Origin of the sequence: Occultella gossypii (assembly GCF_019947135.1) — a bacterium.
Lineage (GTDB): Bacteria > Actinomycetota > Actinomycetes > Actinomycetales > Beutenbergiaceae > Occultella > Occultella gossypii.
Genome location: NZ_JAGSHT010000010.1, coordinates 365,438 through 379,807 on the forward strand (window position 1 = coordinate 365,438; position 14,370 = coordinate 379,807).

The 14,370-nt window shown below is 71.9% G+C and carries 11 protein-coding genes and 1 tRNA gene; 4 read left to right on the forward strand and 8 right to left on the reverse strand.

Annotation, left to right across the window (positions count from 1 at the left end):
* The first annotated feature begins 29 nt into the window (after nucleotides 1–29).
* Genes KCQ71_RS27280 through KCQ71_RS10695 form a run of 3 tightly spaced genes read left to right on the forward strand, consistent with a single transcriptional unit; the run spans nucleotide 30 to nucleotide 2,663 of the window.
* A complete protein-coding gene (locus KCQ71_RS27280) occupies nucleotides 30–1,394 on the forward strand; it encodes a sensor histidine kinase (RefSeq protein WP_223405629.1) in 1,365 nt (454 codons plus the stop codon).
* Nucleotides 1,391–2,080 (forward strand): response regulator, encoded by a 690-nt coding sequence (locus KCQ71_RS10690; protein ID WP_223405631.1) that lies wholly within the window; start codon nucleotides 1,391–1,393, stop codon nucleotides 2,078–2,080. Before KCQ71_RS27280 ends, KCQ71_RS10690 begins: the two co-directional genes overlap by 4 nt.
* A gap of 34 nt (nucleotides 2,081–2,114) precedes the next feature.
* On the forward strand, nucleotides 2,115–2,663 hold the full coding sequence (locus tag KCQ71_RS10695) for a GNAT family N-acetyltransferase (RefSeq protein ID WP_223405633.1): 549 nt from the start codon (nucleotides 2,115–2,117) through the stop codon (nucleotides 2,661–2,663).
* On the opposite strand, the gene KCQ71_RS10700 is transcribed toward KCQ71_RS10695, so the two are convergent.
* A complete protein-coding gene (locus tag KCQ71_RS10700) occupies nucleotides 2,645–3,502 on the reverse strand; it encodes a hypothetical protein (protein WP_223405635.1) in 858 nt (285 codons plus the stop codon). The two genes, KCQ71_RS10695 and KCQ71_RS10700, sit on opposite strands and share 19 nt — an antisense overlap.
* A gap of 105 nt (nucleotides 3,503–3,607) precedes the next feature.
* Between KCQ71_RS10700 and KCQ71_RS10705 the strand changes: the two genes are divergently transcribed.
* Nucleotides 3,608–5,671, forward strand: a complete 2,064-nt coding sequence (locus KCQ71_RS10705; RefSeq protein WP_223405637.1) for a serine/threonine-protein kinase — start codon at nucleotides 3,608–3,610, stop codon at nucleotides 5,669–5,671.
* Between the two features lie 3 nt (nucleotides 5,672–5,674).
* Here KCQ71_RS10705 and KCQ71_RS10710 read toward each other — a convergent pair.
* The 7 genes from KCQ71_RS10710 to KCQ71_RS10740 form a co-directional block, all read right to left on the reverse strand.
* Nucleotides 5,675–5,748 (reverse strand) — tRNA-Leu (locus KCQ71_RS10710).
* 59 nt (nucleotides 5,749–5,807) lie between these two features.
* Nucleotides 5,808–7,199 (reverse strand): NAD(P)/FAD-dependent oxidoreductase, encoded by a 1,392-nt coding sequence (locus KCQ71_RS10715; protein WP_223405639.1) that lies wholly within the window; start codon nucleotides 7,197–7,199, stop codon nucleotides 5,808–5,810.
* A 10-nt stretch (nucleotides 7,200–7,209) separates the two neighbouring features.
* Complete coding sequence (locus KCQ71_RS10720) at nucleotides 7,210–8,142, reverse strand: uracil-DNA glycosylase (protein WP_308116629.1); 933 nt, start codon at nucleotides 8,140–8,142, stop codon at nucleotides 7,210–7,212.
* 13 nt (nucleotides 8,143–8,155) lie between these two features.
* A complete protein-coding gene (locus KCQ71_RS10725) occupies nucleotides 8,156–8,632 on the reverse strand; it encodes an aminoacyl-tRNA deacylase (RefSeq protein ID WP_223405641.1) in 477 nt (158 codons plus the stop codon).
* Nucleotides 8,633–8,717: 85 nt separating this feature from the next.
* A complete protein-coding gene (locus tag KCQ71_RS10730; protein WP_223405643.1) occupies nucleotides 8,718–10,601 on the reverse strand; it encodes an HNH endonuclease signature motif containing protein in 1,884 nt (627 codons plus the stop codon).
* Nucleotides 10,602–10,899: 298 nt separating this feature from the next.
* On the reverse strand, nucleotides 10,900–12,120 hold the full coding sequence (locus KCQ71_RS10735) for a 2-oxo acid dehydrogenase subunit E2 (protein ID WP_223405645.1): 1,221 nt from the start codon (nucleotides 12,118–12,120) through the stop codon (nucleotides 10,900–10,902).
* 3 nt (nucleotides 12,121–12,123) lie between these two features.
* Nucleotides 12,124–14,298, reverse strand: coding sequence for an alpha-ketoacid dehydrogenase subunit alpha/beta (locus KCQ71_RS10740; protein WP_223405646.1), 2,175 nt, complete (start codon nucleotides 14,296–14,298; stop codon nucleotides 12,124–12,126).
* Between the last annotated feature and the right edge of the window lie 72 nt (nucleotides 14,299–14,370).

A 14,370-nucleotide genomic window follows, 5' to 3' on the forward strand; every position in this document is an offset into this window, starting at 1 on the left:
TGGGAGATCTCCCGCCGGCGCCTCCGGCTGTGTCCGCATCCACCAACGGGCGAGCCTCCCGCCGGGTCGGCGCTGACCAGGTCGAGGTTCCGTTCACGGAGCTGCATGCCCGCCGGCTCGGACCGATCCGCCGCTACTTCGCAGCCCACCCGGTGGCCATGGATCGGGTGGTCGTCGCCTGGTTCCTGGTTCCCGCGCTCATCACCGAGTTCTTCGTCGAGTCGGACGGGATCGTCCTCGCCGTGCTCGCCGTGCTCGGCGGCGTCGCCCTGTTCTGGCGGCGGCACACCCCGCTCCGGGTCCTCGCCGCGCTGACCACCCTCGCGGTGATCGCGATCGGCGCAACCGGCTCCAGCGGCGGCTTCGAGCTCGCACTCGCGTTCGCCATCTACGCGGTGGCCACCCGCTACCCACCACGGATCGCCTGGCTCGCGCTGATCGCGGCGAACGCCGCGGTCTCGGCGGCCCTGCTGATCTGGGGGCAGCTGGCCGGCCTGGATCCCGAGCTCACTCCGCTCGCCAACGCGCTCGCCGGCATCATCGTCACCGCCGGGTTCACCCTGGTGGCCCTCGCGATCGGCACCAGCGTGGGCAACCGACGCGACCATGTGCAGCGCCTGATCGATCGCGCGAACCAGTTGGCCCTCGAGCGGGACCAGCGGGAGCTGCTCGCCGCGGCCACCGAACGCGCCCGGATCGCCCGGGAGATGCATGACGTCGTCGCGCACAGCCTGTCCGTCATGATCGCCCTGGCCGACGGCGCCGGAGCAAGCCTCACCCGGTCCCCCGAACGCAGCGCGGAAGCGCTGCGGGAGCTGTCCGGCACCGGCCGTGCCGCGCTGGCGGACATGCGGCGCATCCTCGGCGTGCTGCGCGAGGACCCGGCGGAACGTGCGGTGCCAGGTTCAGCAGGGTCCGGAGGGTCCGGAGGGTCCGACGCCGCCTCCGAGGCTGCCGGGTCCGACGGTGACGCCGCTGCCCTGCCGATGGCTCCGCAACCGGGCGCACCCGCGCTCAGTGACCTGGTCGCCAGGTTCCGGGCCACCGGGCTGCCGGTGCACCTGACCTTCACCGGGCCGGCGCTGCCGGATGATGCCGGGCTCCAGCTGACGGTCTACCGGATCGTCCAGGAGGGCCTGACGAACGTACTCCGGCACGCACCGGGAGCGTCCTACATCTCGGTCACGATCGCGCGCCGCGACAACGCGGTCACCGTCAGCGTGCGCAATGATGCCGGGAGCGGGCAGACCGGGCCTGCCGGCAGTGGCAAGGGCCTGGTCGGGATGCGGGAGCGGGCCGCCGTGTACGACGGGACCGTCGAGGCGGGCCCCGATGCCGGCGGCTGGCGGCTGCGCGCGGTGCTGCACTTCGAACGGAAGGACGAGGACTCATGACGGGAATCTCGGTGCTGCTGGTCGACGACCAGTCGCTACTGCGGATGGGGTTCCGCCTCGTCCTCGAGGCAGAGGATGACATCACCGTCGTCGGGGAAGCCTCCGACGGCGCCGCCGGGGTCAGCATGACCCACTCGCTGCGCCCCGACGTGGTGCTGATGGACGTCCGGATGCCGGGCGTGAACGGCATCGAGGCGACCGCAGCCATCGTCGCCGAGCAACCGGACACGAAGGTGATCATTCTCACCACGTTCGATCTGGACGAGTACGCGTTCGCGGGGCTACGGGCCGGCGCCAGCGGGTTCCTGCTCAAGGACACCGAACCGGCCGAACTGGTCGGCGCGATCCGCACGGTGGCTTCCGGGGATGCCGTCGTCTCCCCCAGGATCACGCGGCGAATGCTGGAGATGTTCGCCACCCAGATGCCGGAGGGGGCGGCCGGCGACGCCTCCGGCGCGGCCGCCGCCGCCGCCGATGGGCCTCTCTCGGACCTGACCCACCGCGAACACGAGGTGCTCCTGGCGATCGCGGAGGGCCTGTCGAACGGGGAGATCGCCGAACGACTGTTCGTGTCCGAGGCGACAGTAAAGACGCATGTAGGTAAAGTGCTGGCGAAACTGGGGCTACGCGATCGCGTCCAGGCCGTGGTCTACGCCTACGAGACCGGTCTGATCCGTCCCGCCTGATCCGTAACCGAGTGGCAGTCAAGGAAGGACATCGATGAGTGAGGAGTCCCGGCGGGGACCGGTGGGCGTGCGCGAGGCCGGGCCTGAGGATTCCGAGTTCCTGGTGGACATGCTTCTCGAGGCGTTCAACTGGCGGGGCGAGGAGCGGTTCACCCGCAAGCAGATCCTGAAGGACAAGTCGACCTCGCTGTATGTGGCCGGCTGGCAGCGCGCGGGGGACCTCGGCGTGATCGCCGTCGACCTCGCCGGCCCGAGCGGACTGCAGATCCCGATCGGTGCCGCCTGGCTGCGCCAGTTCCCGGCCCGCAACCCTGGCTACGGGTTCGTCGCCGAGGACGTGCCCGAACTGTCGATGGCGGTGGTGCCGCACCAGCGTGGCCGCGGCATCGGCACCGGTCTGGTCCGCTCCTTGATGGCCAAGGCACGCGACCAGGGCATCCGCAGGATCAGCCTGAGCGTCGAGGACGGCAACCCCGCACTGCGGCTGTACAAATCGCTCGGCTTCACCGAGGTCGGGCGCAATGGGGACGCGACCACCATGGTGGCCACGCTCGACTCCTCGAGTCAGGTCGTCGGGAAGTAGACCACCCGCAGGTCCCGGCCGAGGACGACCTCGAAGCGGCCGATGACCTGGTTGGACTCCCCGACGAGGTACACGACGTGCGTGCTGCCCGCGCGCTCCTGCGGCAGTTCGAGCACGTAGTACCGGCCCGTCGCGCGGGCCACCGACGCGAACACGGCGAGCTCGGTGTCGCTCGCGTTCACGCCGCCGCTGAGCTGCTCGAGTGCCTCCCACTCCTCGTTCAGCGCCAGGCGCAGGAACCGATCCACCGCCCCGGTCGGTGAGTTCAGCCCGATCCCCGAGTCCCGCACGATGTCTGTGCCGGCGCGCTCGACGGCCCACACCGCCGTCAGCCCGTCGTCGCCCCAGCCGATCAGGAACTCGGCTTCGGCCTCGCGGGTGGCACCACCGCGCTGGGTGATCGTGGTGACGAGCCCGACGGCGGCGACCGGCCGGGAGTCCTCCTCACCGACGACCGTGGCGTCGGTGATCTCGACGCTCACACCGGTCGGCGTGGTCGGGGACTGCGTCGCCAGGCGCACGAGCTCGGCGCCGGTCGCGGCTGCGAACGCCTCCACCTGGTCGCCCAGCGCCAGGGCCTGGTCGAGCTCGGCGACGGCGACCGTCGGGGTCGCCCCCGCCGGGATGATCGTGGTGGCGTCGTCGCCGGAGACCAGGAACGCTCCGTACAGCTCGGTGAGCAGGGTCTGCAGGTCGGCCGCAGGGCCGTCCGGGTCGACGGCGGGGGTCGGCTCCGGGCCGAGGGCGGCGGTCGGTGAGTTGGCACAGCCGGTCAACGCGGCCAGCCCGGCCACTACGACCACGGCGACGCGCGCCATCGAGGAGCGCCTGAGGCCCATCGGTGTTCTCCCCCATATGATCGGACGCGTCATCGACGGACACGCGAGCCCAATCTAGCCGGTCCGCCGCACGGTTCGAACTGACACGAGTCCCGGGGGAGGTACATGACCGAGCAGCGCATCCAGCCGCCGCCCGAGATCCCCGGCTACGTCTACAAGTACCCGATCGGGCACGGCGGGTTCTCGGACGTGTACCTGTACCAGCAGTTGATGCCGCGCCGGGACGTGGCGATCAAGGTCCTCCGCACCGATGCGCTGACCGACGCGAGCAGGCGCCAGTTCAGCGCCGAAGCGAACCTGATGGCGCGGCTGTCCAACCACACCAACATCGCCTCGATCTACTCCTCGGACGTGGACGGCGACGGTCAGCCCTACCTGGTGATGGAGTACTGCTCGGGCGGCAGCCTCGGCGAGCACTATCGGAACTTCCCGTTGTCCGTGAAGGACGTGCTCACGCTCGGCGTGCGGCTGAGCAGTGCGCTCGAGGCGGCGCACCGCGCCGGGATCGTCCACCGCGACATCAAGCCGGCGAACATCCTGCTCACCGAGTACGGCGTGCCGGTCCTGTCCGACTTCGGCATCTCCACGATCGACGAGGACTTCCCGGACGCCACGATCGCCCGGGCCCAGGTGTACGCGACCGTGGGGGCGGGGTCCGCGGACATCGACACGTCGGACTCGATCGGGCTGAGCCTGCCGTGGGCGGCACCGGAGACGCTCGCCGAGCCGCCGACGTCCGACACCCGGTCCGACCGGTACTCGTTGGCCGCCACGCTGTACTCACTGCTCGAGGGCAGGTCCCCGCACGAGGTGCCCGGCGGTCCGAACGGCGCCTCGCACCTGACCGGGCGGATCCACACGGGTTTCGTCGCGCAGATGCAACGTTCCGACGTGCCCCCTTCACTGCGGGCGCTGCTCCGGCGGGGCCTGTCCTACGACCCGGACGCCCGGTTCGACAGCTCCATCGCGATGGCCCAGGCGTTGCAGGACGTGCAGCGCGAGCTGGGATTCGAGGTCACCCCGCTCGAGGTGCCGAAGGGAGCGACGCCGGCCCCCGAGCCGCCGGATCCGGGCGAGACCAGGATGCGCCCACGGGCCGCGCACGAGGTGGTGCGGATGCCCGTGCCGGAGGGCCACCACACGCTCGCCCCCGGTGAGGTCCTGCCGGACCCTGATCCTGCCCCGGCCGCCGGCCCACTGCCGTCGACCGCGGCGGCGCCGTCGGCACCCACCGCAGGCACGGGGTCGGCGCCGTCGACACCCACGGCAAGCACCGCGTCGGCGCCGTCAACACCCCCTGTAGCGACGCCGTCGGCCGTCCCGCCCGCGGCCCCCTACGGCTACGGAGCCCCCGGCGCCACCCCGCCGGCACAGCGCGAGCTGTACCGACCGCAGCCCGCACCCGTCCGCCCGAACCCGGCCCCCGCCGTCGGCCCCAACCCTCCGAACCACGGCGGTCCGCAGGCCGCCCCACCCCACCGCGGGCCGGGCCAGGGCGCGCACCCGAGCGGTCTCAGCCACCCGAACCAGTACCGGACGCCGGACGCCCCGCCCGACCCGGGCCGCTACGCCGTCTCCGCCCCGTGGCAGGGCGCGACCGGGCAGTCGTCGGGCGGCTACGTCGGCGGGTTCGTCGGCACCCCGAGCCGCGGGCGGGGCCGGGCCGTCCTGATCGTCATCGGCATCGTCCTGGTCATCGCCGCCATCGGCTTCGCGGCCTGGCGGCTGTCCCGCCCGGAACCACCGGCGAGCTTCGACGGGCGGGCCATCGACAACGTCGAGGTCGCGCCCAACAACGGCGGCGCGTTCGTCGTCACGGTGCCCGCAGGCCTCACCGATCCCGAGGACGTCGAGTTCCGCGTCATCGATCCCGGCGCCGGCGACCCGGTGGGCGACGGCGACGACGTGACGGTCTCGACGGACTACTCGGGCTGGTACGACCAGATCGAGATCACCCTCAACCCGACCGAGACGCTGTCCTACGGGGCCGAGGTCACCATGCCGCGCGACGACCTCATCGCCGCCCTCGGCGACGACGTGCCGGACCTGCGCGAGGGCATGATCCTGCTGGTGGCAGCGCCCGAGGCGTACTTCGTCAACGTGGCCCCGCAGCTCGAGGTGAACTCGAGTTCGGCCCAGCTGGTGCTCGTCCTGATCGTCGAGTCCTGAGCGTGCCCCCACAGGGACTCGAACCCTGACTGTGCCGATTTTAAGTCGGCTGCCTCTGCCGATTGGGCTATGGGGGCCGGCGGCACCGCGAGTCTAACTGCGCACTCGCGGGGTTCCCGGGGACCCGCCCGCGGCCCTACTTCCCGGCCGCGGGCCGCTTGCCCGAGCTGGCCGCCGCGGCCTGGAACGCCTCCCGCGGGGTCTGCAGGCTGCCGAGTGCGACCGTCTCCCGGCTGAACACCAGGGCCATCGTCCAGTCCAGCACGATGCGGGCCTTGCGGTTCAGGGTCGGCATCGCCCACATGTGGTAGGTCCGGTGCATGAACCAGGCGACCGGTCCACGGAACTTGATGCCGAAGATCTGCGCGACGCCCTTGTAGAGGCCGAGCGAGGCGACCGTGCCGATGTTCTTGTGCGAGTACTCCTCGAGAGGCTCACCGGTGAGGTGCCGGACGATGTTGTCGCCGAGGTGGTGGGACTGGCGCACGGCGTGCTGCGCGGTCGGCGCGCAGAACTTGCCGGGCTCACCGGTCGAGAGGTCGGGCACGGCGGCGTTGTCGCCCGCGGTCCAGGCGCCCGCGACCACGGTGCCGTCGACGTCCGCGACCTGCAGGGTGGCCAGCGCGCGCACCCGGCCCGCCTCGTCGAGCGGGAGGTCGGAGTTGGTCAGGACCGGGTTCGCCTTCACACCGGCCGTCCAGACGAGCGTGTCCGAGTCGAACTCGTCCCCGTCGGAACACACGATGTGGTTGTCGACGGCGGAGTTCAGGAACGTGTTGATCTTGATCTCGATGCCGCGCCCGCGCAGCTGCTCCAGGGCGTAGCCGCCGAGCTCCTCGCCGAGCTCGGGCAGGATCCGGTGGGTGCCCTCGATGAGCACGAACCGCACGTCCTGCATCCGGATCGAGTCGAAGTCCTTCACGGCCTGGCGGACCATGTCCTCGACCTCGGCGATCGCCTCGATCCCGGCGAAGCCACCGCCCACGAACGTGAACGTGAGCATCCGCTTGCGGGCCTCGGGGTCCCAGGTGGAAGCGGCGACGTCGAGCTTGTTCAGGACCCGGTTGCGCAGCGCGATCGCTTCCTCGATCTGCTTGAACCCGATCCCGTTCTCGGCCAGTCCGGGGATCGGCAGCACCCGGGCAACGGCCCCGAGAGCCAGGACCACCTGGTCGTAGGAGATCTCGTAGGGCTCACCCTCGGTGGGGTTGATGGTGGCGCGCCGGTTCGCGTGGTCCAGTGCGGACACGGACCCGGACAGCAGGGTGCTGCCGCGCAGCAGACGACGGTGCGGCGCGACGACGTGCCGTGGCTCCAGCGAGCCCGCGGCGGCCTCCGGCAGGAACGGCTGGTAGGTCATGTACGGTCGCGGGTCAACCATGACGATGGCCGCCTCGCGTCGTCCGAGTCGCTTGCGGATCTGCCTCGCCGTGTACAGGCCCACGTAGCCGCCGCCCAGGATGAGAATCCTGGGCACCTTGCGGGTGCGGCCGGCCGCGGACGTGAACGTGGGCATGGTGGCGCTCATGCGTTCAACCTTAGAGCGGATCGACCCCGTCGGCAGTGTGTGATTGCGCACCACCGGACCCGTCCCGGCAGCGCGCCAGGACATCGTCGAGCATCGCCTCGGTGAGCCGTCCGGTGAAGGTGTTCTGTTGGGAGACGTGATAACTGCCGACGACGGCGATCTCGCGTCCGCCGCTGCCGTTACGTCCCGGGCCGGTCGCCCGGGCGCCGGACGTGGTCGCCGGCGCGCCCGGGGTGGTGACCCGTGCGGTGACCCCGTGCCCGAAGCTGGGCCGCGGCCGCGGGATGCCCCAGCCGAGATCGGACAGCGCCGCGAACGTGGCCTGCCAGGCGATGCCGCCGAGGGCGAGGATCGCGGTGAGCCCGTCGGACAGCAGGTCGAGTTCGCGGTGCAGCCAGGGCGCGCACGCGTGCTTCTCGTCGGGTGTCGGCTTGTTGTCCGGTGGGGCGCACCGCACGGTCGCGACCATCCGCGCCCCGTGCAGCTCCAGCCCGTCCCCCGCCGCGACGGACGTCCCCTGGGTCGCGTAGCCGGCCCGGTGCAGGGCCGCGAAGATCCAGTCCCCGGACCGGTCCCCGGTGAACATCCGCCCGGTGCGGTTCGCCCCGTGCGCCGCGGGTGCCAGGCCCACGATCAGCAGGGTGGGCTCGGGGTCCCCGAGGCTCGCGGCGGGACGGCCCCAGTACGGCTGGTCCGCGAACGCCCGTCGTTTCGTGCGGGCCACGTCCTCGCGCCAGGAGACCAGCCGCGGGCAGGCCGAACAGACGCTGCTGCGGGCGTCGACCTGGGCCAGGGTGGCGCGCTCGGCGAGCCGCACGACGTCCGCGGGAGTCCGTGCCCGCGGGGTGCGCGCGGAGGCCGGATCACCGGGCCACCCGGACCCGGGCGGGACCGGAGAGGTGAACGGCTCACCTGTGATCGGGTGGGGCAGCGCCTCCCCCACCGGGCCCACGGGCTCAAGCCTCCGGGTCGGTGACGTCCGCGACCTGGGCGCCGAGAACCCGAATGGCATCGTCGCCGTCGACCGTCGCGGCCACTCCGAAGGCGCCACCGCCGATCGAGATCTGCCGCCCGGCGACCCGCTCGTCGGCGATCACCGGCCACGCGGTGCTGGCGCCGAACGGCGTGATCGTGCCGCGCTCGTATCCCGTGACCTCGAGGGCCCTGGTGGCGTCCGGCATGGAGAGCCGGTTCACGCCGAGCAGGGCGCGCAACTTCGGCCACGAGATGGTCCGGTCCCCGGGTACCAGGACGAACAGGTAGTCACCGGAGGCCCGACGGACCACCATCGTCTTGACGATGTCCCCCGGCTCCACGCCGCGGGCCGCGGCAGCCTCGGCGAGCGAACCGACCCGTCCGTGGGTGGTCACCGTGAACGGGATGCCGGACGCCTCGAGCGCGTCGATCGCCGGCGTGTGAGGGGCGTCGGTCATCCACTCACCTTAGCCACGACAGTGGACGGCCCGGGCCGTCGCGGGTACGTGCCCGGCCCCACCCGGCTGACCTCGTCCTGCCACATCAGAAGGGTGGTGGTGCGTCGGGTGGCTGTGGTGGGTGGAGGGTGTCGTTGATGATGTGGCCGAGGAAGGTCGTGGTCTCGTCGCGTTCGCGGCGGTAGCGCAGCCCGGCCGGGGTGGTCCACTCGAACACGCCGGGCTCGGTCTGCTCGACCTCGAAGGCGCCGTGGGTCTTGACGTTGTGGTCCCGACCGCACAGCGGCGACAGGTTGTCGTGAGAGGTCCGCCCACCGGAGGGGTCGCCGGGCTCCTCGGAGCCCTCCGGCGCCTCGACCCAGGGGACGTTGTGGTCCAACTGGCAGCCGCCCGCGGGGCGGGAGCAGCAGGGCCGCACGCAGGTGCGGTCCCGGGCCACGATGTGATCGGCCAACGCCTGCGTGGGCCGGTACCGGGTGTGCCCGAGGTCCAGGACCGTGTCCGAGAGTGGGTCGGTGACCAGCCGCCGCCAGATCCCACCCGCCGCGATCGCCCGCGCCGTGGCCGGGGTGATCGGCCCATACCCGGCCAGGATCGGCACCGACTCCGGGTCGATCGAACGAGTCGGCGGATCCGGATGATCCGCATGCGGATCCACCGGCGGCACAGGAGTCCCGCCGGGCTGCCGGGGCATAGCGGAGTTCGGGCACAACGGATCCCGACACCGATGCCTCGTGGGCGCACCGGTCGGGGGCGCACCGGTCGTGGGCGCAGCCGCACCGGGGGTGGCATGCGTGCCGGCTTCGGTGGCGGCCGCAGGTGGGCTGTCCGGGACCGCTCCACCGGCAGCCGCGGGTGGGCTGTCCGGGATCGCTCCACGGGCAGCCGCGGGTGGGCGGTCCGGGGCAGAGTTCTGGCCCGCAACCGTGACCGTGTCCCGGTCCGCGAGGGCGTCCGGGGGCAACAGGTGCTCGATCGCGACGATCACGTGGATCTCCGGGCGGCGCCCACCGACCGTCGCAGCCAACGAAGTCCCATCGGGGAACTCACCGGTGGCCAATGCGTGGGAGCCGACCCCGGCGAGGGTGTCGAATCGCAACTGATCCAGGGTCCGGTCATCACCCTCGGCCTTCGCGGCCCGGGCCGCCGCGTCCAGCGCGATATCCAACGCCAACACATCCGGGGCAGGTCCCTCAATCCACATCGACGCCGCCCCATCCGGCAACGCCCGAGGGCGGGTGACCTTACGCCCACGCGCCCTGAGTTGGGCACGTTCATGGGCGCCTTCAGGATCAACACTGATCAGCGCCTTCGCGACATCACGCCGCAACTGCTGCGGCGTGCGACCCGGCGCCTTGGGCAACACCAGGTCCTCGACCGCCATCGCGGCCTGCCACGGCACCTCATGCAACGCCTCGACCATCGCCTTCGCCTTCGCCGCATCGATGCGACCCAGCCGCAACTCGATACCGGTCTTGGCCAGGACCGTGGTCAGCATGATGCCCTGCCGGACCAACGACAAACACTCATTCCTCGGCGCGGTCAACCGGATCGAGAGCTCCTCCCCCGCGGTGCTCGCCTCCCCATCGGTCACCAACGCCAACCCCGGCTGGTTCATCGTGGCCCGCTCCGCCAGGATCGCCGCCGCCCTCGTCAACGTCTCCTGCGCGGCCGCCTGCACCCGACGCGCCGCGGCCGCGACCTCCACCAACGTCGCATCATCAACCTCATCCAGATCCAACGCCTGGATACGTGTCAGCAACGCCGGCGTCGGGAGCATCTGCGCCAGCCGGGCCGCCTCCGGCAGCGCCTCCCACGCCGCCACCATCGCCGTCAGAACGGTCTCCAAGGTGGACTTCTCCGAGGCCAGCCGCACCCGGACCGAGCCCGGCTCGGCAGGCCAGAACTGCACCCGTGAGGAGCCCCCGCCCTCGCTCGGGGCCGCACCGCCCGCCTGATCCCGCGCCATACCCAGAACACTATGACCGACCACCGACAACACCCCCAAACCCCTGTGAATCCGGGGAAAACGAGCAGGCGATGGAGGCGCGCGGACCGTGCCACGCAGAGTCGATCAGCTGACCCGACGTCGCTGCTCGAGGTCGGCCTGGACTCAGGTGGCCGCGGGCTGCACACGTCGACTCGCCAGCGTCCCAGCCGAGCCCGAGCTTGTCGAAGATCGACGACGTGGGTGGTCGATGATGCGCTCCGGGACCACCAGCACGGCGGCCAACCCTCCGGGCGCTGGAGTCCGTGTAGCCACGGCCTCAGACCAGCATGCTCACCGGCTCCTCGACGACCCGGGTGAATGCCTCCAGCCAGCGCGCCGCCAGGGTGCCGTCTGCGACCCGGTGGTCCACGGACAGCGTGCAGGTCATCACGGTGGCCACGCCCAGGGCACCGTCGGTGACGACCGGCCGCTGCTCGGCCACGCCGACGGCGAGGATCCCCGCGTGCGGCGGGTTGATGATCGCCGCGAACTCCCGCACACCGTAGCTGCCGAGGTTGGAGACGGTGAACGAGCCGCCCTCGAGCTCGTCCTGGCGCAGCCGCCGCTCGCGCGCCCGGGTAGCCAGGTCGGCGATCGCGGTGCTGAGCTCGCGCAGACGCATCCGTTCCACGCCCCGGACCACCGGCGTGTACAGCCCGTGGTCGGTGGACACGGCCACGGCGATGTCCACCCCGGCGAAGGTGCGCACCGCGTCGTCGGTCCAGATGGCGTTCAGGTCCGGCACCCGTTCGTGCGCGGCGGCGACTGCTCGGACCACGAGGTCGTTCACGGACACGCGGTGACCACCGTCGGCGTTGATCCGACGGCGCAGGTCCAGCAGCGCATCGACGCGGACCTCCGCGGTCAGGTAGTAGTGCGGCACGGTGGCCTTGGACTCCGCGAGGCGTCGCGCGACGGCACGCCGCATCCGGGTGTGCGGGACGTCGGTGAAGGCAGCGGCTGGTGTTCCGGTCCGGTCAGGCCCGACGGCGGTCGCCCGCTCGTCCCGGACGGCGTCCGTGGTCGCTGCGGTGCTCGCGGCACTCGCCGCACTCGCGGCGGCCTCGACGTCCCGGCGCACGATGCGCCCGCGCGGCCCGGAGCCGCGCAGTACGGCGAGGTCGAGGCCCTGGTCGCGGGCCAGCTTGCGGGCGAGGGGGCTGGCGAAGACCCGACCACCCGGGCCCACTCCGCCGTCGGGCGTTGCGTCCCCCTGCCCCACCTGCGCGAGGAACGCCGCCAGCACGGCGTCGTCCTCACCGGGGGCGAGCAGCACCGCGATGGGTGCGCCGACGTCGACCGTCGCTCCCGCGGCCACGAGCCGGCGTCCGAGCACGCCGTCGGACTCGGCCTGGTACTCCACCACCGCCTTCTCGGTCTCGATCTCGGCGAGCGGCTGGCCGACGCTCACGCCCGTGCCCTCCGCGACGAGCCAGGTTGCCAGCACCCCCTCGGTGGTGTTCGCGAGGACCTCCGGCATCCGCACGAGGGTGGGCATCGCTCACACCTCCATCGTGGCGACGCGCTCGAGGGCGGCGAGCACCTCGTCGGTGCGGGCGATCGCGGCACGCTCGAGGACCTTGGAGATGCTCGGGGACGCCTCGGAGCCATGCACGCGCTGCACGGGCTGGTCGAGCCAGTCGAAGAACCGCCTGTTGATCTCATCCGACAGCCAGCCGCCGTAGGACGTGCCGACCGCGCCCTGCTCGACGATCAGCACCGTGTTCGTCTTGCGGATGGACGCGCCGACCGTCTCCCAGTCGAGGCTGGCCCGGTCGAGCCAGCGCAGGTCGATCACCTCGGCGTCGATGCCGTGCTGCTCGACCGCCTCGAGGGCGTGGTTGACCATGCTCAAGTAGCTCAGCACCGTGACCGCACTGCCCTCCCGGCGTACCGACGCCCGGCCGAGCTCGATGCGGTAGTCGAGGTCGTCGACGGGCACCTGGCCGGTGGTCGGGTACAGGTCCACGTGCTCCAGCACGAGCACCGGGTCATCCAGCGTGAGGGCGGTGTTCATCAGGCCGATGTAGTCGAACGGGGTGGACGGCGCCACGATCCGCCAGCCAGGGCTGGTCGCGTAGATGCCGGCCGGGTCCATCGAGTGCTGGGAACCGTAGCCGCTGCCCGCGGCGACCTTCGTGCGCAGCACCAGGGGGACCGCGCTGGTGCCGCCGAACATGTGCCGCGCCTTGCCGATCTGGTTGAAGACCTGGTCGGCCGCCACCCACATGAAGTCGGGATACATGAACTCCACCACCGGGCGGAACCGGCCGTCCAGGGCGATGCCGCCGCCGAGCCCGGCGAACGCGTTCTCCGAGATCGGGGTGCCCAGGACCCGGCCCGGGAACCGCGCGGGCAAGCCCTTGGTGACGCCGTTCGTGCCGCCGGCGAGCTTGTGCACGTCCTCGCCGAGCACCACGTACCGCTCGTCGGTCTCCATGCGGCGGCCCATGACGGCGGCGGCGCACTCGACGAGGCTGCGCTCGGTGAGCTCGCCGGTGTATCCGGCCAGTTCCAGCGTGCGGCCACCGTCGAGCTCGCGGGCATCGCCCCGGACGCCGACGTCCACGAAGGTGCGCTCCGGCCACAACCCGGGCCGGATCCGGCGGCTGCCGGGCTTGCCGTCCGGGTCCGCCTCGAGCAGATCGGCGGCGACCTCGGCCATGGCGCCGGTGGCCTGCTCGCGCACGGCCGCGTCGTCGGTGAGCAGGCCCCGGGAGGTCATCTCGGTGGCGACGCGCGCGAGCGGGTCCCGCGAGCGCCAGGCGGCCTCCTCGTCCTTGCTGCGGTAGCCGAACGCGCTGCCCGGGTAGGCGCCGTTCTGGTGGAAGAACCGGTAGACCTCCGCCTCGATCACGGCCGGTCCGTTGCCCGCGCGCAGGTGCGCGAGGGCCTGCGCGGTGGCGAGGTGCACGGCGAGCGGGTCCATCCCGTCCACCCGCCAGGCGGGGATCCCGAAGCCGGGCCCGCGCCCGGACAGCCGCGGCTCCCCGGTGGCCTCGGCGACACTCGTCGACACCGCGTAGAGGTTGTTCTCGATGAAGAAGCACAGCGGCAGGTCCCAGGCGGCGGTGAGGTTCATCGATTCCAGCACCGACCCGATGTTCACGGCGCCGTCGCCGAAGTAGGAGAACGTCACGTCATCGGTGCCGGCGTGCCGCTGCGCCCAGGCGTTGCCCGCGGCGAACGGCACTCCCCCGCCGACGATCGCGTTCGTACCGAGCGCACCGGCCTCGTGCCACTGCAGGTGCATCGACCCGCCGCGGCCGCTGCAGAAGCCGGGGGCGAGGCCGAGGATCTCCGCGAGGGTGCGGCTCAGCACGGTGCGGATGTCGGCGGTGACGAGCGCGGCGAGGTCGAGGCTCGGGCTGACGTGCGAGATCGCCTTCGCGAGGAACTGGTGGTGGCCGCGGTGCGACCCGTTCACGCCGTCGGAGGTGCGCAGCCCGACGATGGATCCGACGGCGCCGCCCTCCTGCCCGATGCTCGAGTGCGCCGGGCCGTGCACCAGGCCCGCGCCGGCGAGTTCCAGCACGGTCTCCTCGAACGCCCGGATCAGGTGCAGCTGGCCGAGCATCGTCGCCAGCAGCGCCGGGTCCGCGTCGTCCCAGTCCTGCGGCGTGCTCCGCACCTCGAGCCACGGGACCGAGGCGGTGAGCGTGTTGACCTGCGGCATCGCAGTTCTCCTTCGACGGCGGCGTGGAACGGGAGGGCCGCCCTCAGGATACGACTCGATTGGATCCAATAA

What these genes read in the sequence shown, in the direction of transcription:
- KCQ71_RS10730 (WP_223405643.1), bottom strand. Translation starts at nt 10,601, where the DNA reads ATGGCGCGGGATCAGGCGGGCGGTGCGGCCCCGAGCGAGGGCGGGGGC.
- KCQ71_RS10715 (WP_223405639.1), bottom strand. Translation starts at nt 7,199, where the DNA reads ATGAGCGCCACCATGCCCACGTTCACGTCCGCGGCCGGCCGCACCCGC.
- KCQ71_RS10740 (WP_223405646.1), bottom strand. Translation starts at nt 14,298, where the DNA reads ATGCCGCAGGTCAACACGCTCACCGCCTCGGTCCCGTGGCTCGAGGTG.
- KCQ71_RS10725 (WP_223405641.1), bottom strand. Translation starts at nt 8,632, where the DNA reads ATGACCGACGCCCCTCACACGCCGGCGATCGACGCGCTCGAGGCGTCC.
- KCQ71_RS10735 (WP_223405645.1), bottom strand. Translation starts at nt 12,120, where the DNA reads ATGCCCACCCTCGTGCGGATGCCGGAGGTCCTCGCGAACACCACCGAG.
- KCQ71_RS10705 (WP_223405637.1), top strand. Translation starts at nt 3,608, where the DNA reads ATGACCGAGCAGCGCATCCAGCCGCCGCCCGAGATCCCCGGCTACGTC.
- KCQ71_RS10690 (WP_223405631.1), top strand. Translation starts at nt 1,391, where the DNA reads ATGACGGGAATCTCGGTGCTGCTGGTCGACGACCAGTCGCTACTGCGG.
- KCQ71_RS10695 (WP_223405633.1), top strand. Translation starts at nt 2,115, where the DNA reads ATGAGTGAGGAGTCCCGGCGGGGACCGGTGGGCGTGCGCGAGGCCGGG.
- KCQ71_RS10700 (WP_223405635.1), bottom strand. Translation starts at nt 3,502, where the DNA reads ATGGGCCTCAGGCGCTCCTCGATGGCGCGCGTCGCCGTGGTCGTAGTG.